The 19202-nt window shown below is 66.0% G+C and carries 18 protein-coding genes; 8 read left to right on the top strand and 10 right to left on the bottom strand.

Annotation, left to right across the window (positions count from 1 at the left end; genetic code table 11):
- Positions 1–15 precede the first annotated feature (15 nt).
- Positions 16–1551 (top strand): M20/M25/M40 family metallo-hydrolase, encoded by a 1536-nt coding sequence (locus Q4F19_RS10840; protein WP_303542418.1) that lies wholly within the window; start codon positions 16–18, stop codon positions 1549–1551.
- A 49-nt stretch (positions 1552–1600) separates the two neighbouring features.
- Positions 1601–2461, top strand: coding sequence for a subclass B3 metallo-beta-lactamase (gene bla / locus Q4F19_RS10835; protein WP_303542416.1), 861 nt, complete (start codon positions 1601–1603; stop codon positions 2459–2461).
- Positions 2462–2528: 67 nt separating this feature from the next.
- Here bla and Q4F19_RS10830 read toward each other — a convergent pair whose 3' ends face one another.
- From Q4F19_RS10830 to Q4F19_RS10810, 5 genes are all read right to left on the bottom strand, one after another.
- Positions 2529–2996: an Hsp20 family protein gene (locus Q4F19_RS10830; protein WP_303542415.1), complete on the bottom strand. Its 468-nt coding sequence runs from the start codon at positions 2994–2996 to the stop codon at positions 2529–2531.
- A 151-nt stretch (positions 2997–3147) separates the two neighbouring features.
- Positions 3148–3528 (bottom strand): MerR family transcriptional regulator, encoded by a 381-nt coding sequence (locus Q4F19_RS10825; RefSeq protein ID WP_303542795.1) that lies wholly within the window; start codon positions 3526–3528, stop codon positions 3148–3150.
- 11 nt (positions 3529–3539) lie between these two features.
- Positions 3540–5216 (bottom strand): long-chain-fatty-acid--CoA ligase, encoded by a 1677-nt coding sequence (locus Q4F19_RS10820; RefSeq protein ID WP_303542413.1) that lies wholly within the window; start codon positions 5214–5216, stop codon positions 3540–3542.
- Positions 5216–6517 carry an OmpP1/FadL family transporter gene (locus Q4F19_RS10815; RefSeq protein ID WP_303542412.1) on the bottom strand — a complete coding sequence of 434 codons (1302 nt, stop codon included), beginning with the start codon at positions 6515–6517 and terminating at the stop codon, positions 5216–5218. The genes Q4F19_RS10820 and Q4F19_RS10815 overlap by 1 nt, the downstream gene beginning before the upstream one ends.
- A gap of 26 nt (positions 6518–6543) precedes the next feature.
- Positions 6544–6948 carry a DUF2147 domain-containing protein gene (locus tag Q4F19_RS10810; RefSeq protein WP_341850184.1) on the bottom strand — a complete coding sequence of 135 codons (405 nt, stop codon included), beginning with the start codon at positions 6946–6948 and terminating at the stop codon, positions 6544–6546.
- 175 nt (positions 6949–7123) lie between these two features.
- Here Q4F19_RS10810 and Q4F19_RS10805 point away from each other — a divergent pair, with 175 nt between their 5' ends.
- From Q4F19_RS10805 to Q4F19_RS10795, 3 genes are all read left to right on the top strand, one after another.
- Entirely contained in the window at positions 7124–8260 is a 1137-nt protein-coding gene (locus Q4F19_RS10805; protein WP_303542409.1) for a thiolase family protein, read from the top strand.
- Complete coding sequence (locus Q4F19_RS10800; RefSeq protein WP_303542408.1) at positions 8257–10560, top strand: 3-hydroxyacyl-CoA dehydrogenase/enoyl-CoA hydratase family protein; 2304 nt, start codon at positions 8257–8259, stop codon at positions 10558–10560. Before Q4F19_RS10805 ends, Q4F19_RS10800 begins: the two co-directional genes overlap by 4 nt.
- A gap of 155 nt (positions 10561–10715) precedes the next feature.
- Positions 10716–12509 carry an acyl-CoA dehydrogenase C-terminal domain-containing protein gene (locus Q4F19_RS10795; protein WP_303542406.1) on the top strand — a complete coding sequence of 598 codons (1794 nt, stop codon included), beginning with the start codon at positions 10716–10718 and terminating at the stop codon, positions 12507–12509.
- 6 nt (positions 12510–12515) lie between these two features.
- On the opposite strand, the gene Q4F19_RS10790 is transcribed toward Q4F19_RS10795, so the two are convergent.
- Positions 12516–12896 carry an endonuclease domain-containing protein gene (locus tag Q4F19_RS10790; RefSeq protein ID WP_303542404.1) on the bottom strand — a complete coding sequence of 127 codons (381 nt, stop codon included), beginning with the start codon at positions 12894–12896 and terminating at the stop codon, positions 12516–12518.
- Positions 12897–13328: 432 nt separating this feature from the next.
- Between Q4F19_RS10790 and gorA the strand changes: the two genes are divergently transcribed.
- Entirely contained in the window at positions 13329–14675 is a 1347-nt protein-coding gene (gene gorA, locus Q4F19_RS10785) for a glutathione-disulfide reductase (RefSeq protein WP_303542402.1), read from the top strand.
- 186 nt (positions 14676–14861) lie between these two features.
- The gene (fsa, locus tag Q4F19_RS10780) at positions 14862–15515 is read left to right on the top strand and encodes a fructose-6-phosphate aldolase (RefSeq protein WP_303542401.1); all 654 of its coding nucleotides are present in this window, start codon (positions 14862–14864) and stop codon (positions 15513–15515) included.
- Between the two features lie 149 nt (positions 15516–15664).
- On the opposite strand, the gene dcd is transcribed toward fsa, so the two are convergent.
- Genes dcd through Q4F19_RS10765 form a run of 3 tightly spaced genes read right to left on the bottom strand, consistent with a single transcriptional unit; the run spans position 15665 to position 17233 of the window.
- The gene (gene dcd / locus Q4F19_RS10775) at positions 15665–16219 is read right to left on the bottom strand and encodes a dCTP deaminase (protein WP_303542400.1); all 555 of its coding nucleotides are present in this window, start codon (positions 16217–16219) and stop codon (positions 15665–15667) included.
- Between the two features lie 57 nt (positions 16220–16276).
- Positions 16277–16744, bottom strand: a complete 468-nt coding sequence (locus Q4F19_RS10770; RefSeq protein ID WP_303542399.1) for a cytidine deaminase — start codon at positions 16742–16744, stop codon at positions 16277–16279.
- 6 nt (positions 16745–16750) lie between these two features.
- The gene (locus Q4F19_RS10765) at positions 16751–17233 is read right to left on the bottom strand and encodes a UPF0262 family protein (protein WP_303542396.1); all 483 of its coding nucleotides are present in this window, start codon (positions 17231–17233) and stop codon (positions 16751–16753) included.
- A gap of 137 nt (positions 17234–17370) precedes the next feature.
- Here Q4F19_RS10765 and Q4F19_RS10760 point away from each other — a divergent pair, with 137 nt between their 5' ends.
- Positions 17371–18873 (top strand): replicative DNA helicase, encoded by a 1503-nt coding sequence (locus Q4F19_RS10760; RefSeq protein WP_303542395.1) that lies wholly within the window; start codon positions 17371–17373, stop codon positions 18871–18873.
- 15 nt (positions 18874–18888) lie between these two features.
- Here Q4F19_RS10760 and Q4F19_RS10755 read toward each other — a convergent pair whose 3' ends face one another.
- Positions 18889–19146, bottom strand: coding sequence for a hypothetical protein (locus Q4F19_RS10755; protein ID WP_303542392.1), 258 nt, complete (start codon positions 19144–19146; stop codon positions 18889–18891).
- Between the last annotated feature and the right edge of the window lie 56 nt (positions 19147–19202).

The following is a 19202-nucleotide window of genomic DNA, read 5'->3' as shown; positions in this document are numbered from 1 at the left end:
CCGACGGGGAATATCATGCGACTGATCCGCTTTTCGACCGCCGCATCCGTGTGCGCGAGCCTGCTGCTGGCCGCTTCGCCCGCGCGCGCGCTGACCCCGGCCGACGACAAGGCGATCACCGCCGCCGCGCGCGCGACCTTGCCCGAGCTTGTCGAGGCGGTGAAATTGCCCAACGTGCTGCGCACCTCGACCGCCGATATGCGGCGCAATGCCGATTGGGTGGAGGCCGCGTTCAAGCGCCACGGCTTCACCGCGCGGCAGCTCGCCGATGGCGAGACGCCGATGGTCTATGCGGCCGGCCCGGCGCCGGCGAAGGGCGTCAAGACGGTGCTCTTCTACGCGCATATGGACGGTCAGGCGGTGAACCCCGCCGAATGGGACCAGCCGGGGCCGTTCGTGCCCACGCTCAAACGCAAGCGCGCCGACGGCACATGGGAGACGCTGCCGATCGAAGACCTGACCAAAGGCGTACCCGATCCCGAATGGCGGCTGTTCGCGCGCTCGGCCGCCGACGACAAGGCGCCGATCCTGATGCTGATGGCGGCGATGGACGCGCTGAAGGCGGCGGGGAAGCTGCCCGCGATCCAGATCAAGATCCTGATCGACAGCCATGAGGAAGGCGGCCCGCCGACGCTGAAGGACGTCGTCGACCAGAACGCCGCCCTGCTGAAGGCGGATGCGGTGGTGATGCTCGACGGGCCGATGCACGAGAGCAACAAGCCGACCTTGGTATTCGGCCATCGCGGCGGCGGCGGCTTCTCGCTGACGGTATGGGGCGCGCGCAGCGAGCTGCACAGCGGCCATTACGGCAATTACGCCGCCAATCCGGCTTTCTCCCTCGCCCAGCTGCTCGCGACGATGAAGGACGCTGACGGGCGCGTGCTCATTCCCGGCTTCTACGAGGGCGTCGCGCTCGATCCCGCCGCGAAGGCGGCGCGCGCGGCGGTGCCGGACGACGAGGTCGCTTTGCGCAAGCGGCTCGGCATCAAGACCAACGAAAAGGTCGGCGACAGCTATCAAGGCGCGCTGGCATATCCCTCGCTCAACATCACTTCGATGAAGGCGGGCTCGCCCGAAGCCTCGCGAACGATCATTCCCGCCTTCGCCATCGCCACCTTCGATGCGCGCACCGTGCCCGGCACGCCCGCGCCGCGCCAGATCGCCTTGGTGCGCAAATGGGTCGAGGATCAGGGCTATCATCTGACAAAGGGCCCGCCGACCGACGCCGAGCGCGCCGCATACGCCAAACTGGCCACACTCGAGGGCGGCGAGGGGCAGGGCCAGGCGCTGCAGACCCCGCTCGATGCCGCGGTCGGCGGCTGGGCGCGCCGGGCCTTTGTCGGCGCGTGGCAGGCCGAGCCGGTGCGTATCCCGATCATGGGCGGCAGCGTTCCGACCCGGCCGCTGGTCGATGGCGTGAAGGCACCGATCCTGCTCGTCCCGCTCGTCAACAACGACAACAACCAGCATGCCGCGAACGAGAATCTGCGGATCGGCAATTATTTCATCGGCGTGAAGAGCCTCTACGCGCTGTTCACCCAGCCGCTGTGAACCACAGAACGGATTGTGAGGAAGAAGTCCGCTGGCTAGCAACTACCTCATGACCCGCTTCCGCTTGCTCGCCGCTTTCCTCCTCACGCTCGCCACCCCGCTCGCCCCCGCGCTGGCGCAATCGGCCGAGACGCGCATCGCCTGGAACCGGCCCGCCACGCCGTTCCGGATCCGGGGCGATCTCTATTATGTCGGCACGGCCGGCCTCTCGGCCTATCTGCTGACCGGGCCGAAGGGGCATGTCCTGATCGATGGCGCGCTGCCCGAGAGCGCGCCGCTGATCGCCGCGAACATCCGCGCGCTCGGCTTCCGCCTGAGCGACGTCCGCATCATCCTGATCAACCACAGCCATGCCGATCATGCGGGCGGATTGGCCGAACTCAAGCGGCTGACCGGCGCCAAGCTGCTCGCCAGCGCCGGCGACCGCCCCGATCTGGAAGCGGGCCGCACGATCGGCCGTACCGACATCAGCGATTTTCCGTCCGTGAAGGTCGATCGCCTGATCCGCGACGGCGAGCGGATCACGCTCGGCCCGATCACGCTAACCGCTCTGCTGACCCCCGGCCATACCAAGGGCGCGACGAGCTGGCTGACGAATGTCGCTGGCAAGCGCGTGATCTTCGCCTCCAGCCTCTCGGTCGCGGGGCAGAAGCTCGTCGGCAATCCCGATTACCCGAACGCCGCCGCCGATTTCGAAGCGACCTTCGCCAGGCTGCGCCGCGTGCGCGCCGACATCTTCCTCAATTTCCATGCCGAGGGCTTCGGGCTGAACGCCAAGCGCGCGGCGCTCGCGGCCGGCAAGGCGGATGCGTTCGTCGATCCCGGCGAGCTGGGGCGGGCCGTCGAGGGAGCCGAAAGCGGCTTCCGCAAGGAATTGGCGAGCCAGAAGGCGGGCAATCCGCCGAGCTGACGCACAGAAAAGCGCCCCCGCCCGCAAGGGGCAGGGGCGCCGTCTTTGCCGTTACCGGCGCCGGGCGTTACGCCGCCTGGCGCGCGTCGTTCACCGCCTCGAGCGCGGGCTGCTGCCCGTCGATCGCGATCGTGCGCGGCTTCTTATGCTCGGGCACCTCGCGCACGAGCTCCACGTTGAGCAGGCCGTCCGCATAGGAGGCGCCGGTCACGCGGATCGTGTCGGCGAGCTGGAAGCGGCGCTCGAAGGCGCGCTTGCCGATGCCGCGATGCAGATATTCGCGCTTCTCGCCGTCCGCCGCCTCGACGGCGCGGCCGGTGATCGTCAGGACATTGTCCTGCGCGGTGATGTCGAGCTCGTCGCGGGTGAAGCCGGCGGTCGCCATCGAGATGCGATAGACGTCCTCGGCGACCTTCTCGATATTGTAGGGCGGATAGGCGTCGCTCTCGCCGCGCGTCGCCAGATCGACGAGGCGGTTGAGATTCTCGAAGCCGATCGAGCTGCGGAGCAGGGGGGAGAAATCGATAGCACGCATGTGTCCAATCCTTTCCAAGCGATTGAAAATACGGGGCCGTGGTCACGCCACCGGCCCGCCGCGAACCGCCCCATCAGGCGACGATCCGCGACAGCAATGAGCTAGGAAGGGCCGAACCGGTTTCAAGACCCGCGTGCGACGAACCCGGTCGTCAGCCTTCGACGGCGCGGATCCGGTCCAGCGCCATACGCTCGATCAGGCGCAGTTCGGCGAGCGTCTGGATGATCGCGCGCTGCTGTTCCTCCAGCTCGGTGATGCGATCGGAGACGCGCGTCTGGAGCAGATGCGTCTGCTCGATATGCGCGGGATCATGATCGTAGAGGTCGAGGAAATCCTTGATGTCGCGCAGCGAGAAGCCGAGGCTCTTGCCGCGCAGGATCAGCTGCATCCGCGCGAATTCGCGCTTGGTATAGACGCGCGTCGTGCCCGCGCGCTGCGGCTCGATCAGGCCCTTGTCCTCATAGAAGCGGATCGTGCGCTGGGTGATGCCCAGCTGCTCCGCCATCTGCTGGATGCCGCGAAGATCCTCCATGTCGAGCGTCGTCACGAAGGCTTGGCCTTCGCCGCTTCCTCGGCGACGAGGTCCTTGCGCGACAATTTCCCGATCAGCGTCTTGGGCAGGCTCGTGCGGATCTCGATTTCCTTCGGCATCTCGATCTTGTTGATGCGGTCGTGGAGGAAATCCGACAACTCTTCTTTCGTGGCGCTCATTCCGTCGCGGAAGACGAGGAACAGTTTCGGCGCCTGGCCGCGATATGTGTCGGGCACGCCGATCGCGATCGCCTCCTTCACCGCCGGATGCTGGTAGGCGGCATCCTCGATCACGCGCGGATAGACGTTGAAGCCGCTGCACAGGATCACGTCCTTGATGCGATCGACGAGGAACAGATAGCCGTCCTCGTCGACATAGCCGACGTCGCCGGTGCGCAGCGCGCCGTCGACGAACACCGCGTCGGTCGCCGTCTCGTTCCGCCAATAGCCCTTCATCACCTGCGGCCCGCGCGCGCAGACCTCGCCGCGCTCGCCCTGCGCCAGCACGCGATGCGGATCGTCCAGATCGCGGATCTCGATCACGGTGTCGGGGAAGGCCGGGCCGGTGCTGTTGTCCTTGACCGGGCCCTGCAGCGGATTGCAGGCGAGGATCGGGGACGCCTCCGATAGGCCATAGCCCTCGACGACCATCACGCCCGTGCGCCGCTCGAACGCTTCGCGCACTTCGAAGGGCAAGGGCGCGCCCCCCGAGATACAGCAGCGGATCGATTTGAAGCCGGCGAGCGCGGCCTCGTCGGCGCCGTTGATCGCGACATAGATGGTCGGCACGCCGAAGAATTGCGTGGGGTGCGTGCGCGCGATCGTCTTCAGCATCTGCTTCAGGTCGAAGCGGGGCAGCAGGATCATCTCCGCGCCGCTGTCGACCGAGTAATTGAGCACCGTCGTCAGCGCGAAGACGTGGAACATGGGCAGCACGCCCAAGGTGCGCTCCTGCACGTCGGGATGATCGCCGACATGGACGACCATCTGCGCGCTGTTCGCGGCGAGATTGGCGTGGGTCAGCATCGCGCCCTTGGGCACGCCGGTGGTGCCGCCCGTATATTGAAGAACGGCAATGTCATCGGGATTGCGCGCGACGGGCGTGTGCGCGCGATCCGACGCGATCAGATCGACCCACGCGACATGACGCGCATCGTCGGGCACCTGCGCATGGTCCTTCCGTTTCAGGAAGCGGAAGCCCAGGCCCAGCGCCCAGGGCAGGATGCCCGTCATCGGGCAGACGATGATCCGGTCGAGCTTGCTCGTCTCGGCGACGTTGAGCACCTTGCCGTGGATCTGGACGAGATCGGGCACGGCCATCATCCGCGTCCCGCTGTCCTTGATCTGATGCTCGAGCTCGCGCTCCACGTAGAGTGGATTGAAGTTCACGACGATGCCGCCGATGCGCAGCACCGCGAAATACAGGATCACGAAATAGGGCGAATTGGGCAGGCACAGGCCGAAGCGGTCGCCCGGCTTCAGCCCCTGGTCCTGCAGCCCGCGCGCGGCGCGCTCCACGAGCGCACCGATCTCGCCATAGCTCCAGGTGCGCCCCAGGAAATCGATCGCGGTCCAGTCGGGATGCCGCGCGACCGTCGCGTCGAGCAGGTCGGTCAGCAGCCGCGGCCGGAGAAGCGGTGCTTCTCCGGCCGTGCCTTCGGTCGAAGGGGGAACGACCGAAACCTGCATCAGAAGCGCAGCCGTCCGCCGAGCGCGAACACGAGCACGCTCGCCTTGCGCAGCTCGCCATTGACGATGATCGGCGTCTGCACCGCGGTGCCCGCATAGGCCGCGGTCAGGCGATCGATGCTGGCATTCTTGACGTCGATATAATTGGCGGCGGCATCGATCGTGAAGCCGGGCGTCACGTCGTAGCTGGTGCCGACCGCGAAGTTCCAGCGATCGCCGTCCGGCACGCGGGCGTCGCGCTGGGTGTTCTTCGTCGGCGACTGGTCATACTGGACGCCACCGCGCAGGGTCCATTTCGGGGACATCGCGTAATCGACGCCGCCGGCATAGCTCCACGTATTCCCGTAATTTTCGGGGATCGCCACGTTGAGCGGCGCGCCGAGACGGATATCGTCGAACTTGTTCCAGCCGAAGCGCACGACCTGCGCGTTCAGCGTCAGCTGTTCGGTCGCCTTGAAGCGGCCGCCGACCGTCGCCTGCCAGGGCGTGCGGAAGGTCGCCTTCGTGTTGATCGTGCCGTTCTGGCCGACGAGCGGGCCGAGCAGCCCGGCGGTGATGACCTCACCCTTCAGCACATGCTTGATGCTCGATTTGTAGCTCGCACCGAGCGTGACCGGCCCGGACTTGAACTGCGCGCCCGCGGTCCAGCCGAAATCCCAGCCGTCGCCCTTCAGCGTCTGGTGGCCGTCGGGCTGCAGCGCGGAGATGTTGGGCAGGAAGTTGGAGAGGCTCGCCTTCGAATGCTCGGCATTCAGCGCGACGCCCAGGCTGATATTCTCGTTCGGCGCGAAGGCGATCGAAGGCTGGATGTCGAAGGTGCGCAAATTGGTCTTGTCGGCGGTGTAGCGTGCCCAGCTGGTCGAATCATAATTGGTGGTGAAGCTGTAGGGCGAGGTGACGGCGAGGCCGAGCGCGATCTGAGGCGTGATTCCGTAGGCGATCGCGCCGGAGGGCAGATAGCCGTTGTTGATCGGATCCTTGGAGACCTGATCGCCGCCGACGGCGACGGGTGCCGCATTGGTCGGGCGCCTGATCAGCGTGTTCGTGTTGGAGACCTTGCCCTTGGGCAGGATCGCGCTGACGCCGAGCGCGCCGTCGCCGCCGGTCATACCGCCGATCGCGGCCGGGTTCCACCAGAGCGAGGCTGCGCCCTGATCGGCGACTTCGCCCGAAAAGGCGCGTCCTGCGGCGCGGACCGATTGTTCCTGCAGATAGAAGGCGCCGGCATGCGCGGCGCCGGCTGCGAGCAAGGCTGCCGGTGCGGCCGCGAGCATCGCTCCCCTGAACACGATGGTCTTCATTTTTCTCTCCTACGAAATCGCGCTTGTCAGCGAATGCGGGTCCAGGTCTGCGTCTTGCACAAGGGCCAGACGATGCAGCCCTTGAGCTTCAGATGGTCGGCGTCGGGATTGGTCAGCGTCGCCTTGTAGGTGCCGCCATCCTCGGGATTATAGACCGTCCCGCCGGACCAGGCGCCGTCCGCGAAGGTGAAGGCGCCGCCGATCATCGGCAGGCCGAGCACCTTGCGACCGCGCGCTGCCGCATCCTGGTTCTTGGTGTCGAGCATGCCGGGATTTGCGCGCAGGCCATCCGATCCGGTCAGCTTGCCGCAGATCGATGCGCCGCACTTGCTGATCTCGACCACGGCGTTCTTGCTGGCGGCGCGCCACTTTCCGACGACGGACTCGGCGTCCCCGGCGGCCAGTGCGGCCGCGGCCATCAGGATGATCATCCTCATCTCCTTCTGCCGGCCCGTTGATCGGGCCGTGCGACATGTTCGGGCTGCCCCTTGGGCGGCTCCGAGAATCACTTCTGCCTCAAAAATGGGTTGACGTATAGGGAAATCAACGCACCTATAGGGGCAACGCCGTCACCTATGTTGTGACGGCAACGGAGAGGCCGATTCGATGCGTAACGTGGTCATTGCGGGCTATGCCCGGTCCCCCTTCCATCTGGCGAGCAAGGGCGCTCTCGCCCGCGTCCGTCCCGATGATCTGGCCGCCCAGGTGGTGCGCGGCCTGATCGCCAAGACCGGCGTCGAGGCCTCCGACATCGAAGACATCATCGTCGGCTGCGCCTTCCCGGAAGGAGAGCAGGGATTGAACGTCGCACGCCTGATCGGGTTGCTGGCGGACCTCCCCTTGTCGGTCGGCGGGATGACGGTGAACCGCTTCTGCGGCTCCTCGATGAGCGCGATCCACATCGCGATGGGCCAGATCCAGATCGGCGCGGGCGAGGTGTTTATCGCCGCCGGCGTCGAATCGATGAGCCGCGTGCCGATGTCGGGCTTCAATCCGCTCCCCAACCCGACGCTGGCCGCCAAGAGCGCCGCCTATATGGGCATGGGCGACACCGCCGAGAATGTCGCGACCAAATATCAGATCACGCGCGCCGATCAGGAAGCGTTCGCGGTCGGCAGCCAGCAGAAGGCCGCCGCCGCGCGCGCGTCGGGCAAGCTGGTCGACGAGATCGTCCCGATCGAAGCCAAGGCCGGCACCGTCAGCGAGGATGGCACGCTGCGTCCCGACACCTCGGCCGAGGGTCTCGCCGGCCTGAAGCCCGCCTTCAGCACGGAGGGCTCGGTCACCGCCGGCACCGCCTCGCCGCTCACCGATGGCGCGAGTGCCGTGCTCGTCTGCTCCGAGGACTATGCCCGCGCGCACGACCTGCCGATCCTCGCCCGCATCAAGTCGGTCGCGGTCTCCGGCTGCGCGCCCGAAATCATGGGCATCGGTCCGGTCGAGGCGAGCCGCAAGGCGCTGTCACGCGGCGGCATCGACGGCGGCCAGCTCGACGTGGTCGAGCTGAACGAGGCCTTCGCCAGCCAGGCCATCGCCTGCATGAAGGATCTGGGGCTTGATCCCGCCAAGGTGAATATCGATGGCGGCGCGATCGCGATCGGCCATCCCTTGGGCGCGACCGGCGCGCGCATCGTCGGCAAGGCGGCGTCGCTGCTCAAGCGCGAGGGCGGCAAATATGCGCTCGCCACGCAATGCATCGGCGGCGGGCAGGGCATCGCGACGCTCCTGGAGTCGGTCGAATGAGCGACGTCTCCGCTATCAAAAAAGTCTGCGTGATCGGCGCGGGCGTCATGGGCGCCGGCATCGCCGCGCAGGTCGCCAATGCCGGTATCCCGGTGCTGCTGCTCGATATCGTCCGCGATCCCGCAGATCGCGACGCGGTCGCGAAGGGCGCGGTCGCCAGGATGCTCAAGACCGATCCCGCGCCGTTCATGTCGGCCGCAGCCGCGAAGCTCGTCGAGACGGGCAATATCGAGGATCATCTCGGCCGCATCGCCGAGTGCGACTGGGTCGTCGAGGCGATCATCGAGCGGATCGATCTCAAGCAGGATCTCTACGCCAAGATCGAGGCGGTCCGCCGGCCCGGCACCGCGATCTCGTCCAACACCTCGACCATCCCGCTCGATCATCTGATCGCGGGCCGCTCGGAGGAATTCGCGCGCGATTTCCTCATCACCCACTTCTTCAATCCGCCGCGCTACATGCGCCTGATCGAGATCGTCACCGGCCCCAAGAGCGATCCCGCTCTCGTCGCCCGCGTCGAGGCGTTCGTCGACCGGGCGATGGGCAAGACGATCGTTCGCGCCAAGGATACGCCCGGCTTCATCGCCAACCGCATCGGCACCTTCTGGATCCAGTCGGGCCTCAACGCCGCCTTCGATCTCGGCGTGACGGTCGAGGAGGCCGACGCGATCGCCGGCAAGCCGATGGGCGTGCCCAAGACGGGCATCTTCGCGCTCGTCGATCTCGTCGGCGTCGATCTGATGCCCAATCTCCAGAAGAGCCTGACCTCGACGCTCGCGCCCGACGATCCCTATCAAGCGATCGCCAAGGCCTCGCCGCTGATCGAGAAGATGATCGCGGACGGCTATACCGGCCGCAAGGGCAAGGGCGGTTTCTACCGGCTCAATCGCGACGGCGGCGGCAAGCGCAAGGAGGCGATCGATCTCGCGACCGGCGCCTATCGCGAGGCTATCACCGTGCAGCCGCCGCGCGCCGATCTGGCGACGTTGGTCGCGACCAACGCTTATGCCTGGGCCGTCCTCGGCCCGACTTTGGCCTATGCCGCGAGCCTCGTGCCCAGCGCGGCCGACGATCTCGTCGCGATCGATGAGGCGATGAAGCTCGGCTACAATTGGAAATGGGGCCCGTTCGAGCTGATCGACAAGATCGGCGCGGCCAGGCTCGCCGCGCTGATGACCGAGAAGGGCGTCCCCGTGCCGCCGCTGATCGCGCTCGCGGGCGACCGCAGCTTCTACCGCGTCGAGGGCACCAAGCAGCAATATCTCGGCCTCGACGGCGCCTATCACGACGTGGCCGTCCCCGAAGGCGTGATCCGCTTCGAGGATCTCAAGCGCGGCCAGCAGCCCCTGCTCAAGAATGGTTCGGCCGCTCTGTGGGATATCGGCGACGGCGTCGTGGCGCTCGAATTCACCGGCAAGATGAACGCGCTCGATGGCGAGGTGATGAAGATCATCGGCAAGGCGATCCCGCTCGTCCAGGCGAGCTACAAGGCGCTCATCGTCTATAATGACGGCACCAATTTCTCGGCCGGCGCCAATCTCGGCCTCGCGCTCTTCGCGCTCAACATCGCCGCCTGGGGCGAGGTCGAGAAGCTCGTCGCGGGCGGCCAGCAGGCCTACAAGGCGCTCAAATATGCGCCGTTCCCGGTCGTGTCCGCGCCGTTCGGCATGGCGATCGGCGGCGGCTGCGAGATCCTGCTGAACTCCGACGCGATCCAGGCGCATGCCGAGACCTATACCGGCCTCGTCGAGGTCGGCGTCGGGCTGATCCCCGGCTGGGGCGGCTGCGGCGAGATGATCGAGCGCTGGATGGAGAACCCCGCGCTTCCCAAGGGGCCGATGCCGGCACCCTCCAAGGTGTTCGAGATCGTCTCGACCGCGACCGTCTCGAAGTCCGCCGCGCAGGCCAGGGACTATGGCTTCCTGCGCCCGTCCGACGGCATCACGATGAATCGCGATCGCCTGCTCGCCGACACCAAGGCCAAGGCGCTTTCGCTCGTCGACGGCTATCAGCCGCCCAAGCCGCCCGAATTCCGCCTGCCCGGCGAGAGCGGCCGCGTCGGCATGAAGATGGCGGCCGAGAGCTTCCACAAGCGCGGCCTCGCCACCGATTACGACCTCGTCGTCTCGGATGCGCTCGCGGGCGTGCTGACCGGCGGCCCGGCCGATCTGGTCGATGTCGTGACCGAGAAGGACATGCTCAAGCTGGAGCGCGAGGCGTTCATGCTGCGCGTCCGCGATCCCCGCACGCTCGCCCGGATCGAGACGATGCTCGAGACCGGCAAGCCGCTGCGGAATTGATGGTGAAACACGCAATCCGCTCATCCTGAGGAGGGGCTGAGCGAAGTCGAAGACCCGTCTCGAAGGACATGAACCGTCCTTCGAGACGCCATTTCGACAAGCTCAATGGCTCCTCAGGATGAGCGGGTGGCCCCACGAGGCCAAGGAGAGACAAGATGCAAGTGTATCAGGCGCCCCTACGCGACATGCGCTTCGCGCTCCGCGAGCTGCATGGCGACGACGGCTTCGGCGACGCCGCGGTGCTCGCCGAATTCGACGACGAGACCGTCGATGCCGTCCTCGAGGAGGCCGCGCGCCTCAACACCGAGGTGCTGCTCCCGCTCAACCGCACGGGCGACGAGGAAGGCTGCCGGATCGAGAATGGCGTCGTCCGCACGCCCGAGGGTTTCAAGGCCGCCTACGATCAGTTTCGCGAGGGCGGCTGGTGCGCGCTCGCCTCGGATCCCAAATGGGGCGGGCAGGGCCTGCCCGAGCAGGTCAACAAGCTCATCGAGGAGATGATCTGCGCCTCGAACGTCTCGTTCAGCCTCTATCCCGGCCTTACCCACGGCGCGACCACCGCGCTCGACGGCCACGGCTCGGAGGAGCTCAAGCAGGCCTATATGCCCAAGCTCGTCTCGGGCGAATGGTCGGGGACGATGTGCCTGACCGAGGCGCATTGCGGCACCGATCTCGGCCTGCTGCGCACCCGCGCCGTCCTGCAGGGCGACGGCAGCTACAGGCTCACCGGCAACAAGATCTTCATCTCGGCCGGCGAGCATGATCTGACCGACAATATCGTCCACCTGGTGCTCGCCCGCACCCCCGATGCGCCGAAGGGGGTGAAGGGGATCAGCCTCTTCCTCGTCCCCAAATATGTGCCCAATGCGGATGGCTCGCTCGGCAATCTCAACGGCGTCACCTGCGGCAATATCGAACATAAGATGGGCATGAAGGCCTCCGCCACCTGCCAGATGATCTTCGAGGAGTCGGTGGGCTGGCTGATCGGCGAGCCCAACAAGGGCATGGCCGCGATGTTCACGATGATGAACACCGAGCGCGTCTCGGTCGGCATCCAGGGGCTCGGCGTCGGCGAGGCGGCGTACCAGTCGGCGGTCTATTACGCGAAGGACCGCGTTCAGGGCCGCTCGCTCTCGGGCGTCAAGGCGCCGGACAAGCCCGCCGATCCGATCATCGTCCACCCCGATGTGCGCCGCATGCTGATGACGATGCGCGCCTATCTGGAAGGCTGCCGCGCCGTCGGCGTGTGGGTCAGCCGCGCGCTGGATGCCGAGACGTCGAGCCCTGATCCCGAGGTGCGCAAGCGCGCGACCGATTTCGTCGCCTTGATGACGCCAGTCGTGAAGGCGCTCTTCACCGATCTCGGCTATGATGCCGCCAACCTCGCGGTGCAGGTCTATGGCGGGCACGGCTACATCCGCGAGAGCGGCGTCGAGCAATATGTTCGCGATGCGCGGATCGCGATGATCTACGAGGGCACGAACGGCATCCAGGCGCTCGATCTGGTCGGCCGCAAGATGCCCGCCGGCATGGGCCGCAATCTGCGCGCCTTCTTCCACCCCGTCTCGCAGTTCATCGAGGACAATGCCGCCGCCGAAGGTCCGCTCGCGCCGATGATCGGCGCGTTGGGCCAGGCGTTCGGCGCGCTCCAGCTCTCGACCGCGACGATCGCGCAGAAGGGCCTCGCGGATCCCGAGGAAGCGGGTGCCGCGGCAACCGATTATCTGCGGCTGCTGGGGCTCGTGGCGATGGCCTATTGCTTCGCCAAGGCGGCCAAGGTCTCGGCGGCGAAGCTTGCCGAGGGCAGCGGCGAGGCGGCCTTCTACAAGGCGAAGATCGCCACCGCCGCCTTCTTCTTCGATCGCATCCTGCCGGACGCCACTGCGCGCTTCCTGGCAATCAAGGCCGGCAAGGCCAGCATTATGGCACTGGACGAAGCGGCGTTTTGATTCCTGCTAACCCCCCTCCCTTTCAGGGAGGGGCTGGGGGTGGGTAGAAACTCGCGCAACGCTGGCGAGAATAGTCGCCAGCACCCCGTCCAGATGATCCCGCACGTCGTCGTTCCAGAACCGCAGCACGGTCCAGCCATGCCGCGCCAGATGCGCGGTCCGCGCCGCATCTTCTTCGGTGCGAAGGGCATGCTGCCCGCCGTCCAGCTCGATCGCCAATCGCGCCGAGCGGCAGGCAAAATCGACGATGTATCGGTCCACAACGAGCTGGCGGGTAAAGCGCGGCTGTAGTCCCCGCAACGCCGCCCAAAGCAGCCGCTCCTCGACCGTGGCGTCCCGCCGCAGACGCCGCGCGTTCGTGGTCGATTCGGGCGGGACGCGCTGCACGGCATCCTTTCTATCAGCGGGCTCGCTTGCTTCCACCCACCCTTCAATCCCCTCCCTTGCAGGGAGGGGAAGTCATGGGAGCAACCGCTGCCCGCCCCACCCAATCCCCTTTGCAATGTAGGATTTCGTGTGACACCTGATCTGTCCGCCCTCGCAACCGAGTCGGACATCATGGCCAAGCCTTTCCTTCCCGCCCCGCTGCAGGCACCTCCCCAAGCGTGCGTGCGCAGGAGCCCGCGTGTCACGCGCGCACGCGCAGAGGTGCGACTTTCCGGGGACGTTTCGGCGCACAGGCCCCGCACCGGGGGGTGACGTAGTGTCAACTTTGTCAACTTCCGCGCTCAGTCACGCACTCGATCACGTCAATCGCACTGTCCCATTTGCCCCGCGCGCGCCGGCTCCCTAGATCGCATCCTCCACTGGAGGCCGTGAATGTCCGAATTTGATTATGACCTGTTCGTCATCGGCGCCGGCTCCGGTGGCGTCAGGGCTTCGCGTGTCGCGGGGGCTTACGGCGCCAAGGTCGCGGTGGCCGAGGAATATCGCGTCGGCGGCACCTGCGTGATCCGCGGCTGCGTGCCCAAGAAGATGCTCGTCTATGGCGCGCATTTCGCCGAGGATCTGACCGACGCGCGCCGCTTCGGCTGGAAGGTGCCCGACTGCGAATTCGTTTGGCCGGTGCTGCGCGACAATGTGCTGGAGGTCGTCAAGCGGATCGAGGGCAGCTACGGCACGACGCTCGCCAACAACAATGTCCAGTTCATCGGCGAGCGCGCGGTCGTCACCGGACCCAATAGCGTCCGCGTCGGCCAGACCGATTACACCGCCGGCAAGATCCTCGTCGCCACGGGCGCCACCCCCGACGTGCCCGATTTCCCCGGCGCCGAGTTCGGTATCACCTCCAACGAGGTGTTCGAGCTGGAGACGCTGCCCAAGCGGATCATCATCGCCGGCGCGGGCTATATCGCCAACGAATTTGCGGGCATCTTCCACGAATTCGGCGCGCATGTGACGCTCGTCAACCGGACCGACGTGATCCTGCGCCAGTACGAGCAGCAGATCCGCGAGCGGCTGCTTGCGATCAGCATCGCCAAGGGCATCGAATTCAAGTTCCACACCGTGATGGAGAAGATCGAGCGTCAGGAGGATGGCACGCTCAAGGTCTATTTCGCGGGCGGTTTCGATCCCGTCGAGACCGATATGGTGCTGTTCGCCACCGGCCGCCGCCCGAATACCGACGGGCTCGGGCTGGAGAGCGCGGGCATCCATCTCGACAAGCGCGGCGCGATCCCCGTCGATGACGACAGCAAGACGGTCTGCGACAGCATCTATGCGGTCGGCGACGTCACCAATCGCGTCCAGCTCACCCCCGTCGCGATCCGCGAGGGGCAGGCCTTCGCCGACACGATCTTCGGCAAGAAGCCGTGGCGCGTCGATTATGGCTGCATCCCGAGCGCGGTGTTCAGCAATCCGCCGATGGCCGGCGTCGGGCTGACCGAGACCGAGGCGAACATGAAGTACGGCAATTGCAAGACATACACGGCAGACTTCCGGCCGATGAAGAACGTCCTCGCCGATCGCGACGAGCGCGCGCTCTACAAGATGATCGTCCACTCTGAGACGGAGGTCGTGCTCGGCCTGCACATGATCGGCCCCGACGCGCCCGAAATCCTCCAGGCCGCCGCGATCGCGGTGAAGGCCAAGCTCACCAAGCAGCAGTTCGACGAAACCGTCGCGCTGCATCCGAGCATGGCGGAGGAACTCGTTCTGATGCGTTAGGAGCGGAACACCGTAGAACCCGTTCGTGCTGAGCCTGTCGAAGCACCGTTCTTCCTTCGCCGCTCCCTCTAAGAAAGACGGCCCTTCGACAGGCTCAGGGCGAACGGAGCGAGAGGATGAGCGTTCAGCGCTTACGAACCGCCACCGACCGTCTATATCGCCCCCAGATTATCAGGAGCCGACCCCATGAAGTTCTTCGCAGATACCGCCGACGTCGATGACATCCGTGAGCTCCAGGAAGCCAACCTGCTGGACGGCGTCACGACCAACCCGACGCTGATCGGCAAGTCCGGACGCGACTTCAAGGAGGTCGTGAAGGAGATTTGCGGCATCACCTCCGGCCCCGTCTCGGCCGAGGTCGTCGCCAGCGCGCATGAGGACATGATGAAGGAGGCCGAAATCCTCCGCAAGATCGCCGACAACGTCTGCATCAAGGTGCCGCTGACGATCGACGGCCTCAAGACCTGCAAGAAGCTCCGCGACGATGGCACGATGGTCAACGTCACGCTCTGCTTCTCGGCCAATCAGGCGCTGCTGGCAGCCAAGGCGCGCGCGAGCTTCATCTCGCCCTTCGTCGGCCGGCTCGACGATATCAGCCTGTCCGGCATGGAGCTGATCGCCGACATCCGCCTGATCTACGACAATTATGATTTCGACACCGAAATCCTCGTCGCCAGCGTCCGCGGGCCGATGCACGTCCTCGACGCCGCCAAGATCGGCGCCGACGTGATGACCGCGCCGCCCTCGGTCATCAAGCAGCTCTCGAAGCACCCGCTGACCGACAAGGGCCTGGAAAGCTTCGCCGCCGATTGGGCGAAGACCGGCCAGTCGATCATCTGATCAGGCCATTACCGCTCATCCTGAGGAGCCATTGAGCTTGTCGAAATGGCGTCTCGAAGGACTTGGACCGACGTCGCAGGTCCTTCGAGACGGGCCTTCGCCGGGCTCAGTCCCTCCTCAGGATGATCGGTTCGGGCTCTCGACGGGGTTCAAAGCCGCGGCAGCGTCACGCCCTGCTGGCCCATATATTTCCCCGCCCGGTCCGCATAACTCACCTCGCACGGCTCATTGCCCTGCAGGAACAGGAACTGGCACGCCCCCTCGTTGGCGTAGATCTTGGCGGGCAGGGGCGTCGTGTTCGAGAATTCCAGCGTGACATGCCCCTCCCAGCCGGGCTCGAGCGGTGTCACGTTGACGATGATCCCGCACCGCGCATAGGTCGATTTGCCGAGACAGATGACGAGCACGTCGCGCGGCACGCGGAAATATTCGACCGTCCGCGCCAGCGCGAAGCTGTTGGGCGGGATGATGCAGCAGTCGGTCTTGCGATCGACGAAGCTGTTGGCGGCGAAGTCCTTGGGATCGACGATCACGCTATCGATGTTGGTGAACACCTTGAACTCGTCGGAGACGCGCGCGTCATAGCCGTAGGAGGAGAGCCCGTAGCTGATGCAGCCGTCGCGCTTCTGTCCGTCGACGAACGGCTCGATCATGCCGTTGGCGAGCGCCTGCTCGCGGATCCAGCGGTCGGATTGAATGGCCATTGGCTAACCCCCAAGTGTCGCGCGGGCTTTCGCCGCGATGGCCGCGGAGTGCAAGGCTCAGCCGATGCCGAGATCGCCGGGCCCGAAGGCGTGGGGCAGCAGTTCGCTCAGCCGGTGGCTGCGCAGCTCGCGTCCATCACCGCTCGCGCAGTAAATGGCGATATCGCGCCCGCCCATCTGCGCGGCCTCGTTCAGCACCTGCCGGCAGCGCCCGCACGGATAGATCGCCTCCTCGCCGTCGATCCCGCCGCCCGGTTTCATCATCCCGCCGACGATTCCGACCGCGACCACGTCCTTGAGACGCCCGGCCACATTGGCGGACGCCAGCGCCACCGTCTCGGCGCAGAGCGACAGGCCGTAGCTCGCATTCTCGAAATTGGTGCCCGGCACGATCGTCCCGTCGGTCAGCAGCAATGCCGCGCCGACCGCAAAGCGCGAATAAGGCGCATGCGCGTTGCGCGCCGCCTCGCGCGCCGCCTCGATCAGCACGCCCGCGGCGGCGTCTTCCATCCTCACTTCAGCCATGGATCCTCACTGGCGGATATGCAGCACGCAGATCAAGGTGAAGAGCCGCCGCGCCGTATCGAAATCGACCGTGATCTTGCCGTCGAGCCGCTCGATCAGAAGCTCGGCCGCTTCGTTGTGGATGCCGCGCCGCGCCATGTCGATCGTCTCGATCTGCTGCGGCGTCGCCTTGGCGACCGCCTGGAAATAACTGTCGCAGATCGCGAAATAATCCCGGATCGGCCGGCGGAAACGCCCCAGCGCCAGGATCAGCGTTTCCAGATGCTGGCCGTCCTCGCCCGCGATGGCGATCGCCAGCCGGCCTTCCTCGACGGACAGCTTTAGTCTGTACGGCCCGGCATAGCCCTGCGGATAGGCGCGCTGCGGCTCGAAGCGATTCTCCTCGAGCAGATCGAAGATCGCGATCCGCCGTTCCTGCTCGATATCGGCGTTGCGCCACAGGATCGTCTGCTCGTCGAGCTCTATGGCGATGAGACGCGGATCGGCCATGCCACCGCTTAATGGACCCGCGCCCGCTTGCAAACCCGAGCGGCGCAGCATCGCGAGCCGACTTGTCCACAGAAGCATGAACGCATCTTTTTCGGATGGGTCTTGGCGCGGGTGCCCCCCAGGGCGCACATGACCGGATGGCCGAAACTCTCCGAATCCTGCCCCAGCCCGAAGCCGTCGGCGCGCAGGCGCTGCCGCACAATGTCGACGCGGAAGCCGCTTTGCTGGGCGCGCTGATGATCGACAATCGGCTGGTCGAGGATGTCCAGCTCAAGCTCCGCCCCGATCATTTCCACGAGCCCGCGCATGGCCGGATCTTCGAGGCGATCCTGAAGCTCGCCGAGCGCAACATGATCGCCAATCCGGTGACGCTGCGGCCGATGTTCGAGGCGGATCAGGCGCTGAAGGAGCTTGGCGGCCCCTCTTATCTCGCCCAGCTGACCGGATCGGGTGCGGCCTTGATCGGCGCACGCGATTTCGCCGCGCAGATCTACGATCTCGCTCTGCTCCGCGCGCTGATCGGCGTCGGGCGCGAGATGGTCGAGAAGGCGGTCGATACCTCCGAGTCGGTCGATCCCAAGAGCCAGATCGAGGCCGCCGAAGTCGCCTTGTATCGTGTCGCGGAAGAAGGCGGCGAGCAGGGCTCGGTCAAGACCTTCGGCCAGGCGACGCGCATGGCGGTCGAACAGGCCGAGCGTGCGCTGAATTCGGGCGGGCACGTCTCGGGCGTCACGACCGGCCTCGAGAGCGTCAACGCCAAGATTGGTGGCCTCCACTCGTCCGATCTGCTGATCCTCGCTGGGCGCCCCGGCATGGGCAAGACGTCGCTGGCGACCAACATCGCCTACAATGCCGCGCGCCGCCTGATCCGCGATCGCGAGGACGGCATTCCGGACGAGAAGTCGATCGGTGCGGCGGTCGCCTTCTTCAGCCTCGAAATGTCGGCGGACCAGCTCGCGACGCGTATCCTGTCCGAGCAATCGGGGATCAGCTCCGAAAATCTGCGCATGGGCAAGATCAGCCAGGCCGACTTCCGCAACCTCGCCCGCGCCGCGCAGGAGTTGGAGAATCTGCCGCTCTATATCGACGATACGCCGGGCCTGACGATCGCGGCGCTCAGAACGCGCGCCCGCCGGCTGAAGCGCCAGCGCGGCATCGGCTTCATCGTCGTCGACTATCTCCAACTGCTGCAGGGGTCCGGCAACAGCCGCGACGGCAATCGCGTGCAGGAGATTTCGGAGATTAGCCGCGGCCTGAAGACGCTCGCCAAGGAGCTTGGCGTGCCGGTGATGGCGCTCTCCCAGCTCAGCCGTCAGGTGGAGAGCCGCGAGGACAAGCGCCCGCAGCTTTCGGATCTGCGCGAATCGGGTTCGATCGAGCAGGATGCGGACATGGTGCTGTTCGTGTTTCGCGAGGAATATTATGTCGCCTCGCGCGAACCCAAGCGGCCGGGCGAAGGCGACGACGCTAAGAGCTTCGAGGCGCACGACCAGTGGATGCGCGACATGGAGGGCGCCTTCGGCCTGTGCGAGCTGATCATCGCCAAGAGCCGCCACGGCGCGACGGGCAGGGTGAAGCTGAAGTTCGAGGCGAAGATCACCAAGTTCAGTGATCTGGCCGAGGACGATTACCGAAACTGATGACGCGCGACCGGATCAGCCGATCGTGGGCAAGGGCATCGTCAGTTTGACCTTCCGCAGCTTCCAGCGAAGCTCGATGCCGGGTGCGTCCTCGGCGGGAAGTTCGGCCTTTGGGAGCAGATAGCGCGAGCGCCGTTTGCGCAGCGGCAGCGCGATCTTTCGCTTTTCCATCGTGGGCGTCGCGACGTCGGCAAGGTCGAAGGTCGCCGGTACGTTGCGCGGCGGCGCGGAGACGCCGGTCAATGCGGCGAATGCCAGCGCCCAGATTGCCATGCGTCGCGGCCCCTTCCTTCGGATCGGGGCTTAAATCCGCCAGGCTTACGTCGGGT

It is taken from the genome of Sphingomonas natans, assembly GCF_030546695.1.
In the GTDB taxonomy this organism is placed as follows: Bacteria; Pseudomonadota; Alphaproteobacteria; order Sphingomonadales; family Sphingomonadaceae; genus Sphingomonas_I; species Sphingomonas_I natans.
The sequence above is the reverse complement of the archived record's forward strand: the minus strand, read 5'-3'. Positions and strand labels throughout refer to the sequence as shown.